Origin of the sequence: Peribacillus simplex (assembly GCF_900156045.1) — a bacterium.
GTDB lineage: Bacteria > Bacillota > Bacilli > Bacillales > DSM-1321 > Peribacillus > Peribacillus simplex_D.
This window is the reverse complement of the sequence record NZ_FTMX01000017.1, coordinates 18,740-39,673: the sequence shown is the minus strand read 5'-3', so window position 1 is coordinate 39,673 and position 20,934 is coordinate 18,740. Positions and strand designations below refer to the sequence as shown.

General features: G+C 35.9%; 18 protein-coding genes. 17 read left to right on the top strand and 1 reads right to left on the bottom strand.

The annotated features are described in order from the left end of the window. Positions 1-935, bottom strand: a 935-nt coding sequence (locus BW986_RS28340; RefSeq protein WP_142244759.1) for a hypothetical protein, incomplete at its 3' end; no start/stop codon positions are given. Between the two features lie 1,027 nt (positions 936-1,962). On the opposite strand from BW986_RS28340, the gene BW986_RS30490 reads away from it, so the two are divergent. The 17 genes from BW986_RS30490 (at position 1,963) to BW986_RS28265 (ending at position 20,933) form a co-directional block, all read left to right on the top strand. Continuing rightward, complete coding sequence (locus BW986_RS30490) at positions 1,963-2,106, top strand: hypothetical protein (RefSeq protein WP_179086187.1); 144 nt, start codon at positions 1,963-1,965, stop codon at positions 2,104-2,106. Between the two features lie 68 nt (positions 2,107-2,174). Further along, positions 2,175-2,516: a GntR family transcriptional regulator gene (locus BW986_RS28335; protein WP_081395835.1), complete on the top strand. Its 342-nt coding sequence runs from the start codon at positions 2,175-2,177 to the stop codon at positions 2,514-2,516. Then, positions 2,509-3,345 (top strand): ATP-binding cassette domain-containing protein, encoded by an 837-nt coding sequence (locus BW986_RS28330; protein WP_076373052.1) that lies wholly within the window; start codon positions 2,509-2,511, stop codon positions 3,343-3,345. Before BW986_RS28335 ends, BW986_RS28330 begins: the two co-directional genes overlap by 8 nt. Positions 3,346-3,488: 143 nt before the next feature. Continuing rightward, positions 3,489-4,745, top strand: coding sequence for an alcohol acetyltransferase (locus tag BW986_RS28325; RefSeq protein ID WP_076373050.1), 1,257 nt, complete (start codon positions 3,489-3,491; stop codon positions 4,743-4,745). Next, entirely contained in the window at positions 4,745-5,452 is a 708-nt protein-coding gene (locus BW986_RS28320; RefSeq protein ID WP_076373048.1) for a DUF6320 domain-containing protein, read from the top strand. Before BW986_RS28325 ends, BW986_RS28320 begins: the two co-directional genes overlap by 1 nt. Positions 5,453-6,006: 554 nt before the next feature. Then, on the top strand, positions 6,007-6,150 hold the full coding sequence (locus BW986_RS31050; RefSeq protein ID WP_260321029.1) for a hypothetical protein: 144 nt from the start codon (positions 6,007-6,009) through the stop codon (positions 6,148-6,150). 319 nt (positions 6,151-6,469) lie between these two features. Continuing rightward, a complete protein-coding gene (locus BW986_RS28315; protein WP_076373046.1) occupies positions 6,470-7,288 on the top strand; it encodes a DUF4097 family beta strand repeat-containing protein in 819 nt (272 codons plus the stop codon). 1,193 nt (positions 7,289-8,481) lie between these two features. Further along, positions 8,482-9,972 carry a M81 family metallopeptidase gene (locus BW986_RS28310; protein WP_076373044.1) on the top strand — a complete coding sequence of 497 codons (1,491 nt, stop codon included), beginning with the start codon at positions 8,482-8,484 and terminating at the stop codon, positions 9,970-9,972. Between the two features lie 15 nt (positions 9,973-9,987). After that, positions 9,988-11,580: an ABC transporter substrate-binding protein gene (locus tag BW986_RS28305; protein WP_260321028.1), complete on the top strand. Its 1,593-nt coding sequence runs from the start codon at positions 9,988-9,990 to the stop codon at positions 11,578-11,580. A 68-nt stretch (positions 11,581-11,648) separates the two neighbouring features. Beyond that, entirely contained in the window at positions 11,649-12,566 is a 918-nt protein-coding gene (locus BW986_RS28300) for an ABC transporter permease (protein WP_076373042.1), read from the top strand. 17 nt (positions 12,567-12,583) lie between these two features. Then, positions 12,584-13,501 (top strand): ABC transporter permease, encoded by a 918-nt coding sequence (locus tag BW986_RS28295; protein ID WP_076373040.1) that lies wholly within the window; start codon positions 12,584-12,586, stop codon positions 13,499-13,501. A gap of 19 nt (positions 13,502-13,520) precedes the next feature. After that, on the top strand, positions 13,521-14,525 hold the full coding sequence (locus BW986_RS28290; protein ID WP_076373038.1) for an ABC transporter ATP-binding protein: 1,005 nt from the start codon (positions 13,521-13,523) through the stop codon (positions 14,523-14,525). Then, on the top strand, positions 14,522-15,520 hold the full coding sequence (locus tag BW986_RS28285) for an ABC transporter ATP-binding protein (protein ID WP_076373036.1): 999 nt from the start codon (positions 14,522-14,524) through the stop codon (positions 15,518-15,520). The genes BW986_RS28290 and BW986_RS28285 overlap by 4 nt, the downstream gene beginning before the upstream one ends. Before the next feature lie 33 nt (positions 15,521-15,553). Then, entirely contained in the window at positions 15,554-16,681 is a 1,128-nt protein-coding gene (gene menC, locus BW986_RS28280; protein ID WP_076373034.1) for an o-succinylbenzoate synthase, read from the top strand. A 51-nt stretch (positions 16,682-16,732) separates the two neighbouring features. Continuing rightward, positions 16,733-17,575, top strand: a complete 843-nt coding sequence (locus BW986_RS28275; protein ID WP_076373032.1) for a GNAT family N-acetyltransferase — start codon at positions 16,733-16,735, stop codon at positions 17,573-17,575. Continuing rightward, entirely contained in the window at positions 17,568-18,743 is a 1,176-nt protein-coding gene (locus tag BW986_RS28270; RefSeq protein WP_076373030.1) for a M20 peptidase aminoacylase family protein, read from the top strand. Before BW986_RS28275 ends, BW986_RS28270 begins: the two co-directional genes overlap by 8 nt. Positions 18,744-18,833: 90 nt before the next feature. Then, positions 18,834-20,933 (top strand): S9 family peptidase, encoded by a 2,100-nt coding sequence (locus tag BW986_RS28265; protein ID WP_076373028.1) that lies wholly within the window; start codon positions 18,834-18,836, stop codon positions 20,931-20,933. Position 20,934 lies beyond the last annotated feature (1 nt).

Below are 20,934 nucleotides of genomic sequence, written 5' to 3'. Positions count from 1 at the left end.
TTTATTTTTGCTAAGTAGGATGGTTTATTGAATGCAAAATCATACATTTTATCGACAAAATAAGATTCATCATCGTAAATGACACTATCAGCAATGTAATATTCACTTATATTTTCATCCAACACATCTGGATTCCCGACTAAAGCAGCTTCAATAATTTCTTCTTCATTATTCTCCAACATTTCTTTTGCAAGCCTAGTTATCGATTCCGTATAGAAAATTTCATCATAAAAGATTGTGTCTTTAGGTAAGTCCCAGCCAAACAAAGAACCAAACTCTTCTTCTACTCCTGTATTGGTAACTTTAGTTTCTAGAAAACTTTCAATTTTTACTGCGAACACGTTGTTTGAAACCTTATATAAACGCTCTATGACCCAGTTTAAATGTTTTATGATTTCAGCCTCTTTATCAAAAGCAATGTATTTTATATAATCATTATACTCATCACCATTAGGTAGAAAGGATTCAATATGCCAACCAGGATCCATTTCAAACAATGGGATATAATATTCCCCAGCATTGCAAATCGCACCAATGTATTCATCTCTTTCTAATGCTACTTTGATAAGATTCTTAAGGTTTTCCTCTCGCTCTATTATTTGCTTACTGTCATATACTTTCTTTAAATCAAATTTTATATTGTATTTCTCTCGGTACTTTGTAAAATCTTGAGATTTTAATATTAAATTAAATACCTTCTCTGACAAAGACCCATTGTAATAGAACTCTGGGTCAGGTGATTTTACCATTTTTTTAGAAAACACAGCTTTCTCCGGATCAATCTTGTAAATTACACTATTAAAGATATATTTATTACCTTCCCTTGCTATTGTAGCCCAATTTTTAGTGATGTTATTATCTCGGTTTATTTCAAATTTAACCGTATAAAATTTTCCTTTCTTATTTTGTTTAACAACTAAATTTTTAATCTCCACTTTTTTCAACACCTCTAATCTATGGAAGAAAAAGAGCATATTTTTAATTACAAAGATAAAAGGTTTATGTTCCAAAACCGCTAACAATGACCTAAAGATACGCTCCTGAAAACGGGAATATTAAGTTCGCGTTGCATATTTGCAAGCGTAAGACACACAATAGTAATAACTTCCGGTGATGTAATTTATGATTAGGATTCATTAATTACTGCTCTAACTATACTTAGAATTATGGATTATGAAATAAATTTCTCGATTTTTTTCTATCTTTAAACTTCTACTTCAACTAACGGGTGCTTTGCTGAAGATTGGAGCTGTCTTTAAGGCAGCTTTTTCTTTATGCAACTATCGGGGCAGGATAGTTGAATAAGAAAATACAAAATGAAATATAATGAATTTAAGTGTTAAAAATTGTAAGGTTTGATTTAAAAAGAGAATTTTTTGTAAAAAAAATGTTATAGCCGTATATTTGATAATGTATCGAAAAAATTTAAAGGAATCGATATAAGGATCTATAAAGTAAACATCATCCCATGATTTGGAATGGTGTTTTTACTTTTGGTCTCAGACAACTCCAATACTTATTCATTGCGCTCACCTTTTTTATGTTTGAAGTCTTTATTTCACGTAATGAAGGAAGCAGTGGCTTTGATTATCGCCTTCCCTTTGGTTTCTAAAACGCCAAGTGAAATCCTTCACCGTCCTACTTTGACGGGCACCCACCTCAAATATTCTACTTGACAAGTTGAGAGGGATATTGTAAATTCGGTTAATGGCTTACATCATTAACTATATAACGAGAATAATATGGTGTCCATAAAATTGAAACCATATTTGCACAAGTTACAGTGAGATGGTTGAAAATGACATTTTGTCTGGAACATATAATCCGGAACTTGATCATTTCAACCAAACTTCTTGATGAACTCCACCTCAAATATTTAACTTGACAAGTTGATAGGGATATTGTAAATTCAGTTAGTGGCTTGAATCATTAACCATACAACAGTGGGGGAAGGTCGTGCCCATGAGAACTGAAAAACATCTATTTGCACAGGTTGCGGAGATGATTGAAATGACATTTTATCTGGAACATATAATCCGGAACTTGATCATTTCAACCAAACTTCTTGATGAGCACCCACCTCAAATATTTAACTTGACAAGTTGATAGGGATATTGTAAGTTTGGTTAGTGACTTAAATCACTAACCATATAACAGTGGGGAAGGTCGTGCCCATGAGAACAGAAAAACCCGTATTTGCACAGGTTGCAGAGATGATTGAAAATGACATTTTATCTGGAATATACAATCCGGATGACTTGATTATTTCAACCACTCAGATTTCTAAGCTTCTTTCAGTAAACCCAACAACATCGGTAAAAGCCGTTAGGGGACTCACGGATAAAGGGTTACTTTACAAAAAGCGTGGAATCGGAATGGCGGTAACCAGTGAGGCAAAGCAAATCATATTGAACGAGCGGAAATTGGAGCTGTTAGATACGATTCGACAATCGGTGAATATTGGTATATCACGAGAAGAAATAATTAAATTAATAATGGAGGACCACTATGATTAATCTATCCAATGTAACCAAAAATTATGGAAAAAATGATGGGATACGGAACTTTTCCGTAACCTTGGATTCACCCGGCATTTATTGTTTGCTGGGTAAAAACGGAGCAGGCAAAACTACCTTTCTCAAATTAATTGCTGGTCACCATAATGCTAGCACTGGCAAAGTCACAGTGAACGGAAACCCCGTTGATATGCTGCATATGCCGGATCAAGTTCATTTTGTTGCAAGTGATGCTGCACATTTTAACATGCGTATAAAGGATTTATTCAAGACGGCAAACGAATTACACAGTCAGTTTGACATGGAGTTTGCAATAGAAATTGCGCAAAAATTCAAACTTGATTTAAGCAAAAAGTATGAACAGGCATCTTTTGGGATGAAGGTTATGGTCAATACAATCCTTGGTATGGCCAGTAACAAAGCTGTGATTATTTTGGATGAACCGGTTTTAGGCTTTGATGCTATTACACGCAAAAACTTTTACGACTTATTACAGGAATGCAATGACCAAAAACCAAAAATCATTATTGTTTCCACCCACCTGATAGATGAAATCTCCCGAGTTGCGGAAAAACTTCTTATCATTGATAAAGGGGAACTCAAATTATATGCCGATACCAATGATATTGATGAAATGGCCTATTCCGTAACAGGTCCGGTTGATGTCGTCGAGCAGGTGATAAAAGGTCTAAATATTATCGGTACAAAAAACGTGGGTGGATTTGTATCGCAAAACGTTTTTGACAATCCGATTGAGGATACAGACATGATAATTGTTTCGCCATTAGGCCTACAGGATTTTTTCATTAGTCTTGTTGGAGAAGAATAATCAGTTCTGGTGGAGGAAAAGATAAATTAGGAGGAATCAAGATGAATGCACTTGCTGTATGTATTTTTGTATCATCATTACTTAAAGTGTATTTTCATTGAATAAAAACTTTTAGAGTCTTTTTTTATGCAAAGGAGTTAACAATGAACGTAGAGTGGTACAAACTAGATAATGCTGGAAAGCTATATGCTTCAACTGTTACATCGAGAGTTTCTACGGTTTTTAGACTCTCAGTAAACCTTAAAAGCATGGTTAATCCTGAAGTTTTACAATGGGCTATTGAACAAACAGTAGAACAACTCCCTCTATTTAAAGTAATCGTAAAGAAGGGGATTTTCTGGAATTATTTAAAAAAAACTAATGAAATTCCTATTGCTTCAATAGAGCATTACTATCCTTGTTCTAATCTGTTTTTTAACAGTCATAATACATTACCCTATCGTATTCTGTATTATAAAAGAAGAATATCTTTTGAAGTTTCACATATGCTGACAGACGGTACGGGAGCTCTAGAATTTTTAAAACTTTTGGTGACTTATTATGTAATAAGGAAAGAATCTCTTGATTTGCAAATGGAAACGAAAAATAGAAGTAGCTTAGAGTTTGAAGATTCTTTTTCTACATATTACGAAAAAAATGTACCAAGCTGGCAAGAAGGCCTTGATTATGCATACAAACTCCCATTTAAGTTTGATAAAAAGGGAATATATCATATTACTACAGGAAAGATTGATATAAGGGAAATTAAACAGTTAGCTAAATATCATGGTATAAGCATTACCACTTATTTAATATCTAAATACATAGAGGTATTAATCGAAATTCAAGCTGAGCTAGCAGCTAAACCTAAACCTATCACCATCAATGTACCTGTTAACTTGCGGAATTTTTTTGAAAGTCAAACTCTTCGTAATTTCTTTGTTAGTATACCCATAACAATTGATCCTCGTTTAGGAGAATACACATTTCATGAGATTGTACAGAAGGTTCAAATAGAATTTAAACGATATTTAAACATCAAACAGTTGAAACCGCTTATTGCTCGAAATGTTCGTGGAGAAAGAAATGTCTTGCTACGACTTTTACCACTTACTATTAAGGACCAATTGGCACCTATTATACACTCAAAATTTGGGGAAAATTTGTATACAAGCTCCATCTCTAATTTGGGAGTAGTATCTCTGAATAAGGACATAGACCCTTTTATTGAACGATTTGAATTCTATCCCCCGCCCAGTGTAGGTAATAAAATAAAAGCCGGAATTATTAGTTATGGTTCTTACATGTATATCACTTTCGGAAATATATCTGATATTCGCATTGTAGAACGGGAGTTCTTTAGAAAACTTAAAAAAGATGGTATTCATGTGAAAATAGAATCTAATAGGAGAGGATATTAGTGGCTTATTGTCCAAAGTGCGGTATTCAGGTAGAGAGGGACCAAATACCTTGCCCATTATGCTTTACCTATATTCCTAAGGTCTCTAGCGATAAACAGCTTCTTAAAGAAAATGGTTTTCCACATTATTACAGTGTGTATGAAAATGTAAGAGATAACATCCTAAAAATAATTTTTCGTATTTTTAGCGTAGTGGCTCTTTTAGCTCTTTCCATTCCTACATTAATTAATTTTATATTAGCTAGAACTTTAACATGGTCTCTATATAGTAGTAGTTCAGTCATTTCTTGTTGGATTGTAATTTATGTATTTTCTAAGAAAATTAAAAGGAAAGCTCTTATATTAAGTATTACAACTACATGTTTATTTCTTGCATTAGATATCGCAGATGATCAAATAAATTGGTCTGTTACTATAGCAATTCCTATTTTTTTAATGTGTGTTACTTTAATTTGGCTGAACAGAATGTTTTATAAAAAGAACAAAAAAAGATGGCTTGCTTTTGTGGGGATAATTACAATATCTGTATTTATTTTAACAGCATGGATCAGTTTTATATTAGGACAATATACTAACCGTCCCTATACCTTTTCAAGGTCTCTTGAGGATATGAAAGTCTTTTTATCTATTGGTACCGTTTGTCTAGTTCTTTCCTATGGTTTTCCGAATAAATGGAAAGAAATATTGAGAAGTAAATTTCATATTTAACTTTTAAAACAATTGTACTTTTTTATCCTGAGAATCAATGACATCTCTAATAATAAGTAAAGGCAGTAGTCATAGGTATTTTACAAGTGCTCATATAATAATGTAGCGCTTGTTCTTCTATTCTTGATTAAATAAATAATCCCCCATTAATTTTCTGACTTCTATCTGTAATGTAAAAACTTCAACTTTTAAAAAGATCATTGGATCCATTACAAAATGTTAAGAGAATAAATATCATAAAGGTAATTAATATCGTTAACAAAATAAAAAGCTCCCACATAATGGATAAAATTAGGAAAAATCAAAAATATTGTTTCGTGTATTCAGGGAGTACTCGGAATAAAAATAAATTACTTCTATAAATTACAAGATATAGGATTTTCTAAAAAATGTGAAAATAATCACATTGTTAATTCCTTTATAATCCAATAGAAGTAAGGAAATATTGACGAGCACCCACCTTAAATATTTAACTTGACAAGTTGATAGGGATATTGTAAATTCGGTTAGTGACTTAAATCATTAACTGTATAACAATGGGGAAGGTGGTGCTCATGAAAACTGAAAAACCCGTATTTGCACAGATTGCAGAGATGATTGAAAATGACATTTTATCTGGAACATATAAGATGAAAGTTTGTCCCAAACTACATGCGATTGGAGCGAGATACAACCCAATCGACCGAACAGGAAAATGAGGATTAAGGTGCAAATGAATTTCATGTTTCAACTCAATTGGATTATAAACTGTGGCAAGAAACGAGGGCTGGTAAAAGCAACGTGAGTTTTAAGCTTTATCCAGGACTGAGTCGTTTGTTCATGCTAGGCGGTTCCCCAGATAAATTTGACGGTAGTATTTACAATAAACTTGTTCATGTTGATTCTTAGGAGTTCGAGGATGTTTTAGAACGGATTAATGTCCGTCATTAAACCTGAATGGGAACAGCATTACTCCTTTGAAAAGCATTACAAATGGATATTAAATCCACATAAATTTAGAAAGAGGCATCATAAGATATGAAAAAAGTTATTAAAAATCTTTTGTCTGTCAGTGTTACTCTTGGATTAGTACTAATCATTACTACTGCATGCACAAAGGGTTCTTGTTCTGTTAAGCAAAATTATTCAACACAATACAAAGAAAAAAGCTATTCAGTAAACGCAAATAAGGTTAATCAAATATCACTGTCTTATAGAGATCGTAACGTTGAGTTGGTAAGATCAACTGACAATGCGGTTCATATCACTTATTTTCAAAATGATATGGAATCATATGAAATAAACGTCTCGGATCAAAAGAAGTTAAAAATGAAAGCTATCACTAATAATCGGTTGAAAGACTATATCGGTTTAGACACAGACAAAGCACATCGGTATGTAAAGATAGCTGTTCCAAGCGGTGTTGCCAGCGGGATTGATATAAAAACATCCAATGGAGATATTGATCTATCAGAAGTAAATATATCCGGTGCCGTCGATGCAACAACTTCAAATGGTAAAATAAAAGTTTCTAATGTGGCAGTTGACAAAATTCTAAAAATGGAATCTAAAAATGACGATATAATTTTATCTAGTGTGGGAATAAAAGGTACGTTCGATGCAACAACCTCAAATGGTAACATAGAGGTAACAAAAGTTGCAGTTAAAGACACATTAAAATTGAGTACCACAAATGGTGATATTACTGGGACTATTAGAGGGGCATATGACGCATTTAGCATTTCAAGCCATACTTCCAAAGGTAAAAATAATCTACCTGAAAATAAAATTAATGGTGATAAGACATTAGATGTCAGCACTAATAATGGAGACATTAATCTTGAATTTGTTAATTAATACCATGCTAGACCCTTTCACAAAAGTGAGGGGGATTACATTTTAGCTGTTCTAAATAATCAAACTGGACATGGCCCTTGCCATGTCCAGTTTCCATTTTTGAAGGTTTATGGTAGCGAGAGTAAGTATCGCTTGCATTAAAACTTTTAAGTCGACTAGCATCCCTTCTTTTTTTAAAGATATACGTCTCTCGTTCTCGAACGAGTAGGAATTTTGAGATATAGTGTCACAAATATCCAGCATTAACGTTTTTATTGAGTACGTAATTAAAATTTTTCATTTACAACACAGCTAAAATCGCTTCAATAGCTCTAGAGATTCAAAGAGTAATTGGAAGCTCAGTTTTAATAATAAAAGCAATTGCTTAAAGTCATTTCCTTTTCTCCAGTTTAATACCGTTATGTTACGACAAGCTAAAAAAACAGCATTCTAGTTAGCTATATACTGTTTTGTCTACGATAAAGGTATTAGAAGTTCAATAGCTGACCAGATTGAGGTTCCTGAGTAATATAACAGCCTTATTAAAAGGAGAATTTATAAGGGAATATGACAACGTGTGTCTTAAAAAGGAGCGATGGCATGAAACCAATCAAAGTTAAAGATATATGGAGGTGAGTGCTTTTGGGGTAGGTCAGATCAAATCTTAAAGAAAATACACAGTTCACCTATATCATGCAACCGTTGTGTTACCAGTTTTGGATTTTTGACTCAATATTATGACAAAATAATAGGACTGGCTAACAACATGTTTTTAATCAGACACACGTTGAAACATTGGAGTAGCCTTGAAAAATCAGGTACGCTTCTGGTATTTTATGTTCGAAAATTTTTTTCTATTAATTTACTGATATGCAATTACCAAATACCCAATGGGATGCAGATTAATATGGGTATTATCAACAGTCCTATTCAACCATATGCTAAGCCTCAACTGCCTAAAAAACACAGTTTTGAGGTTTATTTTAGCTCCAAGTAACTTTTCTACACAAGAGTATAACTTTTAGGGCATGAAACCTTTACGAGAATAATCTTCGTCAAAACTTAAGAATGATATATTTAATTCTGAAAATTTATAAAAATCAAATATTGCTATTGAAAGGTTGGTAAAAAGGTAATATAATGATAAAAATGAAATATTTACTTCATTTTTATATTTTTTCAAAGTAATTACTTCAATGAAAGTGGGGAGAACAATGAAAATCTTGATAGGTGAAATTGCACACGAGACAAACACATTTTCCAATGAGAAAACAACAGTTGAATCGTTTAAGGAATGGAGATGGATTCATGGCGATGAAATCATTCTTAAACACCGTAAAGTAAGAGATTACTTAGGTGGTATGATTGATCGTGCTGAAGAAACAGGAGTGGAAGTGATTCCAATGTTTTCCGCTTTTGCGATGCCTTCAGGGGTTATAACTCAAGAAACCTACAAACGGCTTATTAGTGAATTAACTGATTCGATTAAAGCGGTAGCAGAGTATGATGCCGTTTGTCTTGCACTTCATGGTGCTGGGGTTGCTGAAGACGTTGATGATCTTGAAGGCGGTATATTAGCTGCTGTTAGAGAAGTTATTGGATATAAAATCCCTGTTGTAGTTACGCTGGATCTTCACGGAAATATAACTGATCAAATGGTTAGAGAAGCAGATGTCCTGTTGGGTGTTAATTTCTACCCTCATATTGATTGTTATGAAAGAGGAATCGAAGCGATTGATATTACGAAAAAAATTCTTTTAGGTGAAATACAACCAAAGATGAGCCTTAAGAAGCTTCCACTTATGATTCCTACATCTACTACGGATTTACCACCTGCAAATATAATAAATGAATTGTGCTGGGCACACGAAGAAAATGAAGCAATTATTGATTGTACATTCTTTCATGGATTTCCTTACACGGATATTCCTGAAGTCGGAGTTTCGGTTGTAACTGTTACGAATAATGACCAGGCGCTTGCAGATCAAATAGCAGAAGAAATTGCAATAGAAATATGGAATACAAAAGAGAAGTTTTTTCCTGATATTGATAATCCTGAAGAAGGGATAAATAGAGCACTAAAAATAGAAGGAAAACCTATTGTAATTAACGAAAACTCTGATAATCCTGGAGGAGGTACACCAGGTGATGGAACTCACTTGCTTTCAGCCATGATAAAGGCAAATCTTGAAAATGCTTGTTTCGGTTTTATTTATGACCCCGAAGTAGTGAACATTGCACATGAAAGAGGAGTAGGAGCTTCAATCGAAGTATTGCTCGGTGGCAAAACAGATGACATGCACGGAAGGCCTGTTCCAATAAAAGCATACGTTAAAACTCTCACTGATGGAAAGTTTATTCAATCTTCTCCAATGGGAAGAGGTGCAAGAGTAGATTATGGTAAGTCAGCAAGGATAGTTGTTGGCGGCATTGATATTGTTGTTTGTTCAAAAAGGTCCCAAACACTGGATGAACAAATCTTTTTGTTACATGGAATTAATATAAGATCATACAAAATCGTCGCCTTAAAATCAAGCCAGCATTTCCGTGCCGGATTTGAACCACTGGCACATGAAATAATCCCAGTTGACTCTCCTGGGTTATCCAGCTTTAACCTTTATTCTTTTAAACACACGAGACTTACAAAACCAGTTTATCCTTTTATTAAGGAGATAGAATTTTCACAGGAAGATAAGGTTAAATAAAAAGGGGGGGCGAAAGTGAAAAAGAAAGCGTGGCGAATTCTATTAATCGCTATATTAAGTACCATGGTAATTTTAGCAGGTTGTACCCCAAAATCGAATGAACAAAGTTCAGGAAATGGAGAGGGCAAATCACGGAACACATTAGTAATCTCTTCTGTTCGTGAACCTGATACCATTGATGTCCATAAAACAACTTGGGTTGATGATTCAAATGCCCATATTTATGACACATTGTTACGAAGGGATCTAGATGGAAATATAATACCTGGCCTTGCTGAAAAGTATGAAATCTCAAAGGATGGGAAAGTTTGGACATTCTATTTAGATAAAAATGCCAAGTTCCATTCTGGAGAGCCGGTTACTGCTGAAGCGGTTAAAAAGTCGTTTGAAAGGTTCCTTCAACATTCTGCTATTAAGTTTCTTGCTGGGCCAGTGGACAAAATCGAGGCTGATGCACAAAAATTAATGGTTTATTTCACAGAGCCCTTTGCACCTTTTGCCAGTGGATTAACTACTGTATATTTAGCGCCGATGGATCCTAAATCACTTGATGAGTACGGAGATGATTTTGGAGAACACCCTGCGGCTTCAGGAATATTTAAATTTGGAGAACGGATACGGGGATCTTCTATTACTTACACGAAAAATGACGATTATAATTGGGGTCCTTCGTTTGTGGATAACAAGGGTGTTTCAGATTTTGATAAATATGAATTCCGCTTTATCACGGATGATGACACTAGGGTGCTAGAATTTAAGAAAGGTACCACACAAATTATGACAAGGGTGCCACCAAACTATATTAAAGACCTTGAAACAACAGAAGGTGTGAAAATTGATAGTATGTACGATCAAGGTATAACTTACTTAGGCTTCAACAATAAGAAACCAATGTTCCAAGACAAACGCGTTAGACAAGCTATCGCACTCGGTATTGATCGTGAACCAATCGTTGAATTTGCTTTGGAAGGCTATGCAAAACCGCTCTTTGGTCCGCTTCCTCAAACTATACCTGGATATAGTGAAAAGGTTGAAGGAGAAGCAAAACAAAAGTACACCAAAAATGTGGAAAAGGCTAAGTCGTTACTGGCGGAATCTGGGTGGAAGGATTCAAATGGAGATGGGATTGTAGAGAAAGACGGAAAGCCTTTCTCATTTGAAATATGGTTATCTGATGAACCGGTAATGCAAAGAATTGTCCAAATTCTTCAAGGACAATTAAAGGATATTGGTATCAAAGTTAATATTTCTGTTCAAGAAGCAGCGGCAATGGCTGCAAATACACCTAAGGGGTTACATGATGCAATTCTAGTTGGTTACGGATGGTCAGATCCAGATGTCTTATATATGCTTTTTGGAAAAGGAAGCTCAATAAGAATGCATTACGAATCTGAGAAATTACAAAATTTGCTCACTAAAGCACGTCAAACGATGGATAATGAAGAGCGCATGAAAATTTATGAACAAGCACAGCAATTTCTTGTGGAAGAATCTCCTTGGGTTCCATTATTTGTCCGTGAGAATGTAACCGCTTACCGTGATATTGATGGATTTAAACAAAATCCTTATTCACAATCTATTATATTTAATGATATTACTTCGAAATAAATTCAACCGATAAAGTTAGGGATGCACATCCCTAACTGCCTTATTTAGAAAAGGAGGGATCTGAAAACTTGTCTAAATATATTTTGAATCGTACTTTATCCATGGTTGTTACTCTTACTGGTGTATCGTTTTTAGTCTTTTTGATGATGCATCTTATCCCTGGTGATCCAGTAACTTATATTCTAGGAGATTTTGCCTCAGAAGAGTCCATAGCTGAAATGAAAAACACTCTAGGTCTAGACCAGCCGCTTTTTATTCAATACATTGATTATATTAAGAATGTGTTGCAAGGGGACTTAGGAACATCATATGTTACAGGTCTGACGGTGGTTGAAGAGATTACGGTTCGCTTTCCAATTACAGTTCAACTAGCGCTTTATAGTTTAATCATCGGGTCTGTATTTGGGATTTTAATGGGTATTTTAGCAGCAGTGAAACAAAACACAATCTTTGACCAACTAGCTATGGTGATTTCCTTAATCGGGATTTCTGCACCAGGATTTTGGATTGCTTTATTCTTAATTTGGATATTTTCATATCAATTCAGCCTTTTCCCTATTTCTGGATATCAAGGGTTTTATTCGTTAATTCTGCCATCTATTACACTTGGTTTAGGATCAGCTGGTAATATAGCAAGAATGACGAGGTCAAGCATGCTTGAAGTAATTAAACAAGATTTCATGAGAACGGCCCAAGCTAAAGGTCTTGCCATGATTCCTATGATTTTTCAGCATGCTCTCCAAAATGCCATGATACCTGTTATTACTTTAATTGGTCTGCAGTTTGGTTTCTTATTAGCAGGTGCTGTAGTCATTGAAAATGTATTTGCATTACCAGGATTAGGGAGTTTTTCTATTGAAGCAATCACTAAAAGGGATTTGCCGACGGTACAAGGGCTTGTCCTATTTATGGCATTTCTTTTTATTATAACTAACTTAATAGTGGATCTTGTATACAGTTTAGTAGATCCACGTATTAAATATTAGAAAGGGGTGCAAGCAATTTGAGCAGTTCCGCTCCTAAGCTTACAAATTCAGAAACCAAATTCACACCTCCCCAGAATAATAGAAATTCAGAGTTAAAGTCCAAAACATACTGGTCATTAGTGGGGAAAAGAATACTAACTAACAAAAGTGCCGTTATTGGAGCTTTTATTTTATTGTTTTTCGTTTCAGTTACCTTACTTGCTCCTTTGATTGCTCCATATCCAGTTGATGTAATGAAATTCGAGCAGAGGTTCTTACCCCCAGGAGGACAGCATTTATTAGGAACAGATGATTTTGGGAGAGATATATTTTCTAGAATGTTATATGGAGGCCGGGTTTCATTAATGATGGGGCTTGTTGCAGTACTAATTGCAGGGATTATCGGGGTCATTTTAGGAATTATATCAGGCTATTACCGTAGAGTTGATATTTATATTATGCAAGTTATGGATATCTTATTGGCCTTTCCCTCCCTCCTTCTTGCAATTGCCATTATTGCTGTACTTGGGGTCGGATTAACTAATGCGATGATTGCGGTTGCAATCTCGGTTATTCCTTCTTATGTAAGGGTGGTCCGAGGATCGGTCTTATCAATAAGAGAAAAAGAGTATATAGAGGCAGTAAAGGCACTTGGCGTTTCGGATTTTAAAATAATTTTGAAGCATATATTTCCTAACGTATTATCACCAGTAATCGTTTTATCCAGTTTGCAATTTGGGACTAGTATTCTAGTAGCTGCAGCATTAAGTTTCTTGGGGCTCGGAGCTCAGCCTCCAACACCTGAATGGGGATCTATGGCGTACGTCGGGAAAGCTTTTTTAGGACAGGCGTGGTGGATGTCACTCTTCCCGGGTATGGCAATTATGTTAGTCGTACTTGGATTTAACCTGCTAGGTGACGGATTGCGAGATGCACTAGATCCAAGACAAAAATAACTGCTTGGGAGTGAAGAAGATGGCAATTGACCTTGTAGAAAAAGAAGCACTTCTGAAAGTGGAAGACCTTTCTATTAAGTTTAAAAAAGGGAAAAAAGGTTTTGTAAATGCAGTGAGCCAGGTGAACTTTACAATTAATAAAGGTGAAACACTTGCTTTGGTAGGAGAATCAGGGTGTGGTAAAAGTGTTACGTCCCTTTCCATAATGAGATTAATATCAAATAGTGTTGGGAAAATTGATGGGAAAATCATCTTAAAAGATATAGATTTCAATCAATTATCTGAAAAAAAAATGCGTTCTATTCGTGGAAAAGATGTTGCAATGATTTTTCAAGAGCCTATGACATCCTTAAATCCTGTTCATAGAATTGGAAGACAAATTAGTGAGGTTCTTAAGCTTCATACTAATGCCTCAGGGGATGAGTTAAAAAAGCAAACTGTTGATATATTAAAAAAGGTTGGTATTCCACGGCCAGAAAAGATTGTAAACGATTATCCACACCAACTTTCTGGAGGAATGAGACAACGGGTAATGATTGCAATGGCTATGGCTTGTAATCCTAGCCTGCTAATTGCTGATGAGCCGACAACAGCATTAGATGTAACTATACAGGCACAGATTTTGGACTTAATGAATGACCTCAAAACCAACTTTGATACAGCAATACTTTTAATAACTCATGATTTAAGTGTAGTAGCAGAAATGGCTGATCGAGTTATGGTCATGTATTATGGACAAATAGTTGAAGAAGCTCATGTAAAAACAATTTATAAAAATCCACAACATCCTTATACAATTGGTCTATTAAATTCGATTCCTAGTCTTGAAGATGAACGTGATAAGCTGCAGCCAATTGAAGGCAATGTACCTAATATCGGAGAAGTAACGAAAGGGTGCCCATTTTTTTCTCGATGCACCCAAGCTCATTCAAAATGTTTTGAACGAAATCCACCTCTAATAAAAACAAATAACGAGCACTCAGTTAGATGTTGGCTATATATTAACGAGGAGGCATTAGCATGAGTGAAATACTGCTAGAGGTGCATGACCTAAAAACATATTTTCCTATAAGTAAGAGTTTTATTTCTAATAAGAAAGACTATGTTAAAGCCGTTGATGGTGTTACTTTCAACCTTTTTAAAGGAGAAACATTAGGAATAGTTGGCGAAAGCGGCTGTGGCAAATCCACAACTGGAAGAAGTATCTTAAAATTAATTGAACCAACAAGTGGTGAAATTAAATTTGAAGGCAGAGATGTCCTAAACTTGAGTAAGTATGAGTTGAGAAAGCTCAGAAAACAAATGCAGATTGTTTTCCAGGATCCATTTGCTTCTTTAAATCCCCGCCTTCGAATCTCTTCCATTTTAGAAGAAGCACTTTCAACACATGGTATAGGAAAGAGTAAGAATGAACGAAGGCAGAAAGTGTTAGAGATATTGGAATTGGTAGGATTGAATGGTTTTCATGCAGATCGCTACCCCCATGAATTTAGCGGGGGACAAAGACAAAGAATAGGAATCGCCCGCGCAATCGCGGTAGGTCCATCTCTTATAATAGCTGATGAGCCAGTTTCTGCTTTGGATGTATCTGTACAAGCACAAATACTTAATCTTTTTCAGAGTCTTCAGAAAAAATTAGGGCTAACATACATTTTTATTGCCCATGATTTGAGTGTTGTTAAACACATTAGTGACAGAGTTGGAGTAATGTATCTAGGCAGAATGGTAGAGTTTGCTGATAAAAACCAATTGTTTTCAGAACCGCTTCATCCTTATACAAAATCACTCATGTCTTCTGTTCCTGTACCAAATCCTGAAAGTGTTAAAAAAGACCGGATTATTCTAACTGGTGATGTTCCGAATCCGATAAATCCTCCCCTTGGTTGTACATTCCATCCGCGATGTTTTGCATGTATGGAAGTATGTAAAACCAAAAAACCTCGTAACATTGAGGTTAAACCAGGACATTTTGTAGCTTGTCACCTGTTTGAACCTGAAATAATGGAAGTACGAGACTAAAAACATTTTTATTAAAAAGGAAGGTACTACTACATGGATATAAACCAAATTTCATTACACCGAATTAAATTACCTTTAAATTCTGTATTTGAAACTAGCTTCGGTAAAGTGACTGAAAAGGATATTATCATCGTTAAGGCACATAGCGGAGATAAAGTTGGTTTTGCTGAAAGTGTCGCGATGCCTTTTCCGATTTACAACGAAGAGACTACAGGTACAGTATGGCACATGCTTGAAACGTACATGATTCCACAGCTATTAGATAAAGGAATTAAAGAGCCAAAAGATGTCTCAGAAATGTTTTCCTATATACGCAGAAATAACATGGCAAAAGCATCACTTGAAATGGCAGTTTGGGATTTATATAGCAAGCAAAAAGGACAGACACTTTCTGCTGCATTAGGAGGCAAGCGTTCAGAGATTGAAGTGGGCGTGAGCATCGGAATAGAAGACAGCATAGAATCTCTATTAAACAAGGTGGAAGGTTTTTTAGGGGATGGATACAAAAAGATAAAAGTGAAAATTAAGCCAGGCTGGGACATCGAACCATTAGAGGCTATTCGTAAAAAATTTGGAGATCAAATTCCGCTGATGGCGGATGCTAATTCTTGTTATAGCCTGAATGACAAGCAACTGTTAAAGGAATTGGATCAGTTTAATTTAATGATGGTTGAGCAGCCGTTAGCTCATGATGACATTATCGATCATGCCAAACTACAAGCAGAAATGAAAACACCGATCTGTTTAGATGAAAGCATTCATTCTGTGGAGGACGCGAGAAAGGCAATTGAAATTAATGCTTGTAAAATTATCAATATTAAGGTTGGGCGTGTTGGAGGGTTATCCGAAGCAGTTAAAATGCACGATTTCTGTGAGGAAAAAAATATTCCTGTATGGTGCGGCGGTATGCTTGAAGCAGGAATCGGCAGGTCTCATAACATTGCTATTGCTTCATTAAGTAATTTCAGTATTCCAGGTGATACATCTGCTTCCAGCCGTTATTTTCATGAGGATATCATTTTACCTGAAGTGACTCTATCAAAACCAGGCATTATTACAGTTCCAGAAAAACCGGGCATTGGAATTGATATTAACCAAAAACTCATTAATCAACTCACAGTTAATGAAAAGGTGTTTAAAAGAGAAACTGTAAACTTCTAATGAATGATTTACCGAGGCGATTTTGTTAATTATAGGTGGAGGGATGTACCAATGGTATTAACACAACCAATCTTATATAAAAATGTAGAAAGCCTAAAGGAAATACAAGATGTGGTTTGTTTTCAAGAAGAAATTTGGGGCAAAGACGCTATTACACCCCTTCCACAGCTTATTGCTGCTGCACACCATGGCGGAATCATAATTGGAGCGTTTAATGAAGGGGAGTTGATCGGGTTTTCATACGGTTTTTCGGGCTATAAGAATGGGAAGAAGTATTTAATTTCTCATATGACTGGCGTCCGCAATAAGTATCAGAATTGTGGAATCGGATTACAGCTAAAGCTTAAGCAAAGGGATTGGGCCATTGATTACGGTTATCAAAAAATTGTATGGACATTCGATCCTTTAGAAGCTAGAAATGCGTTTTTTAACCTTAATAAGCTAGGGGCATATTCCAAAACTTACTATCCTTCCTATTACGGTGAAATGAGCGATAAACTGAATAAAGGTCTACCTACTGATCGTTTTTTAGTGGAATGGGATATTTGTTCAAACCGGGTAAAGAAGGCACTGGCAGGTGTACTTCAAAATGATATTTCAGTTGAAAATTATCGGCATCTTCTTACGTGTCGGGATATTAGAAATGTTCCATATCCCCTTGGAGAAGCACCAATATTGAATGAGGAAGGATATTTAATACCTGTCCCCGTGAATTTCCAAGTATTAAAACAAGAGGATTATGAAGCTGCGAAGGCCTGGAGGTATAAACTGAGAAATGCGGTAAGCAATGCTTTTTCAGAAGGTTATGCAGTGACTGGAATGTTAAAAAATAGTATAGCCAACGTCCATTCTTATGTTATCGAAAATAAAACTATGGAGGCTTTACATGATTGAAAGAATCAAAAATTGGGTTGATGAGAATAAAGATTTAATAAAATTAACGTATCATCATTTTCATACTAATGCCGAAATTAGCTGGAAAGAAAAAGTGACAACCGAGTACTTATGTAAGCAATTAGAGTATTTGGAAATTCCATTTGAGAGGTTTGAGGATCATACTGGTGTTGTAGGATATTGGGGAAATAAAGAACATGGTCCAACCATTGGAATAAGAGCGGACATTGATGCGTTATGGCAGCTAGTCGACGGGGAATGGAAAGCCATTCATTCCTGTGGTCATGATGCCCATATGACAATGGTTCTTCATACTATTTTTTGTCTTAAGGAATTAGGCTTTCATCCTCGAGGTCTTATCAAAATTATTTTTCAGCCAGCCGAGGAATCCGGTAAAGGAGCTATGGCTCTAATAGATAAAGGTATAGCGGATGATATTGATTATTTGCTAGGGATCCATGTACGCCCAATTCATGAATTAAGGTTTGGCCAAGCATCTCCTGCAATATATCATGGTGCGACCACCCTGCTGAAAGGAAAGATTCAAGGAATTCAGGCCCATGGTTCACGACCTAATCTAGGAATAAATGTTGTTGACTCACTGGGAGCCATCATCCAGGCTGTTAACTCAGTCAAAACGGATCCGACATTATCCGCGTCTGCTAAAATAACCATGGTTCAGGCAGGGGGAAACAATATTAATGTCATTCCCGACTATGCTGAATTTGGCATTGATGTCCGAGCACAACAGAACGATGTGATGGACGATTTGATTAGGAAGGTAGAATATGCCGTTCTTTCTTCTGGCTCAGCAAACCGAGCAAAAGTTGAGTTGGAAACGCTTGGATCAATGAGTGCTGCGGAACCTGATCCGCAAATTGAGGAACTTGTAGGATCCGCCATTATTGAAGCTCTTGGGCATGATGCGATCATACCTCCAGTCACCACTCCTGGAGGGGAAGACTTCCATTTTTATAAAAAGAATTTTCCTAATATTAAAGCAACAATGGTTGGACTTGGAACAGATTTACAACCAGGACTTCACCACCCTAATATGAATTTTAACTTGGGTTCTTTACAAAATGGTGTAAAAATACTTTCTATTACTATCCTTAAGTTATTAAAACCACAGGTGAAGGACATTAATTGCGAATCTTTACCTTTATAATTTTCATGCGGAGAGTATATAAAGGTTTTTGAAAGTATCACAATAGTTCATTCCTTGACTTTTTAGATAAGTTAATAAGGGGAGATAAAAATGAGTTTAAGAACTACAGTGCCAGAAGATATTTATAAATTTGAATGGCCAAGCAATCCTGTCATTTCGCCTGATGGACAACAAGTGGTATATGAAAGAACCATAGCACGTGATAAAGAAAATATTTATGAAACACATTTATATTTAAGCGATGTACAGGGTAAAACGAGAAGAGTTTTGACATTCTCCGGCACAATTAATATCAATCCAGTCTGGTCACCAGATGGAAAAACAATTGCATTTATCTCGAATCGAGCTTATGGAATGCAGGTCTGGCTGTTATCTCTCGAAGGCGGGGAGGCCCAGTGTCTGACAAGGTTTCGGCGAGGGATTAGTTCAATCGTATGGTCGCCTGACGGTAAGACCATTTATGGGCTGGTGCCTGTAGTGGGAAATTCAAATCTAGAAACTTTTCATGAAAATGCAACAATTAGTGAAGCCAATAGTGAGAATGAGCAAGAGGATAAGTCATGGAGAGATGGAACTAAACGTTATAATCATCTATATTACAAAAATGATGGAACTGGTCTACAGAAACCGCATAAACGTCAAATTGCGGCTATTAATATAGATACTGGAACATTTATTCTTTTAACACAAGGAACAAATGAAGCCAATGAACCTGTCGTTTCTCCTGATGGTAAGTATATCGCGTTCAGCTCAAGTTCAGAGGAGGATAATTTTCTTTTTGGAGGCCAGATTTACCGTGTTCCTGCTTCCGGAGGAGAAGTGGAATTGCTGTACAGTAATACGAAAGCAAGCGCTCCATCTTATTCACCTGATGGAGAGTGGCTGGCGTTTTATGGAATCCGTGGAGACCAGAAGGAATTGTTAGTTATACCTTCAGAAGGTGGTAACGCAAGGTGTTTAAGCAAAAAATACCCTGATACACTTGTTGATATGACTTTTACAGATATGCGCAACCTCAGATATTCACTTTGTCCTCAGTGGTCAAATAATAGCAGCTATGTTTATGCTCTAAGTACTCGTGAAGGGCGAAATGAAATTGTTAAATTCTCGAATAATAAAAACGATAATTGTACAGTAATCATTGTAGGCGGAGACCGGGCTATTTTTCATTTTTCATATGACGGAGATGAGATGATTACTATTGCCTATTCGACAGTTAATCACCCTGGTAAAGTAACAGCAATTAGAATTGATGAAAACAGTACAGTCGATTGTGAGTATCGGCATCCAATGGAAGATTTTTCCCAAACCCACGTGGCGCTCTTTCCAGAAACCGAATTTCGTCTGGATGACTGCAACGACCAGTTGTTATCCGAACTTATCGTGGTTGAACCTGAGGTCTTTTCGTATAGGTCTGAAGATAATTGGCATATACAGGGGTTTTTACTGAAACCGGCTAACTTTGATCCTGAGAAGAAATATCCCGTTCTGCTAGATATTCATGGAGGCCCACATTCTGCATATGGTTTCACGTATTTTCACCAATTGCAGTTATTTGCTGCACAAGGTTACGCTGTTGTCTATACAAACCCACGAGGTAGTTCAGGATTTGGTGAAGAATTTACCAATGCAGTACACGGCGATTATGGTGGAAAGGATATGAATGATATCTTGAATGGGCTAGAATATGCCTTACAAAAAAATACCTATCTTGATGTAAATCGGGTTGCTGTTAATGGAATCAGCTACGGAGGATTTATGGTGAATTGGCTCATCTCTCACACTGATCGATTCTTTGCAGCGGTTTCTGAAGGCTGTATCTCGAACTGGATTTCTATGTATGGTACAAGCGATATAGGCCCATATTTCCTTGAACAGGAGTTTCTGGGAAAAACAGACTTGGAGACACTTTGGGGATTTTCTCCACTTGCTTATGTAGATAATGTAAAGACACCACTATTGCTTCTACATAGTGAAAATGATTTGAGGTGTCCAATTGAGCAGGCCGAGCAGTTTTATTCTCATATTAAGCGTCGAGGAGGAGAAGTAGAAATAGTTCGTATACCAGATTCAAGTCATGGACTTCTCCAATACGGAAAGCCTGAATTAAGAATAGCTAGATTGAATGCGATGCTTGATTTTGTTAATGCACATCTGTGTGTAGAAAATCTCCAACCTGATAAATACTAAG

Coding starts and splice junctions, on each gene's coding strand:
- BW986_RS31050 (WP_260321029.1), top strand. CDS start 6,007: ATGAAAACTGAAAAACCCGTATTTGCACAGATTGCAGAGATGATTGAA.
- BW986_RS28330 (WP_076373052.1), top strand. CDS start 2,509: ATGATTAATCTATCCAATGTAACCAAAAATTATGGAAAAAATGATGGG.
- BW986_RS28275 (WP_076373032.1), top strand. CDS start 16,733: ATGGTATTAACACAACCAATCTTATATAAAAATGTAGAAAGCCTAAAG.
- BW986_RS28285 (WP_076373036.1), top strand. CDS start 14,522: ATGAGTGAAATACTGCTAGAGGTGCATGACCTAAAAACATATTTTCCT.
- BW986_RS28315 (WP_076373046.1), top strand. CDS start 6,470: ATGAAAAAAGTTATTAAAAATCTTTTGTCTGTCAGTGTTACTCTTGGA.
- BW986_RS28325 (WP_076373050.1), top strand. CDS start 3,489: ATGAACGTAGAGTGGTACAAACTAGATAATGCTGGAAAGCTATATGCT.
- BW986_RS28335 (WP_081395835.1), top strand. CDS start 2,175: ATGAGAACAGAAAAACCCGTATTTGCACAGGTTGCAGAGATGATTGAA.
- BW986_RS30490 (WP_179086187.1), top strand. CDS start 1,963: ATGAGAACTGAAAAACATCTATTTGCACAGGTTGCGGAGATGATTGAA.
- BW986_RS28265 (WP_076373028.1), top strand. CDS start 18,834: ATGAGTTTAAGAACTACAGTGCCAGAAGATATTTATAAATTTGAATGG.
- BW986_RS28290 (WP_076373038.1), top strand. CDS start 13,521: ATGGCAATTGACCTTGTAGAAAAAGAAGCACTTCTGAAAGTGGAAGAC.
- BW986_RS28310 (WP_076373044.1), top strand. CDS start 8,482: ATGAAAATCTTGATAGGTGAAATTGCACACGAGACAAACACATTTTCC.
- BW986_RS28270 (WP_076373030.1), top strand. CDS start 17,568: ATGATTGAAAGAATCAAAAATTGGGTTGATGAGAATAAAGATTTAATA.
- menC (WP_076373034.1), top strand. CDS start 15,554: ATGGATATAAACCAAATTTCATTACACCGAATTAAATTACCTTTAAAT.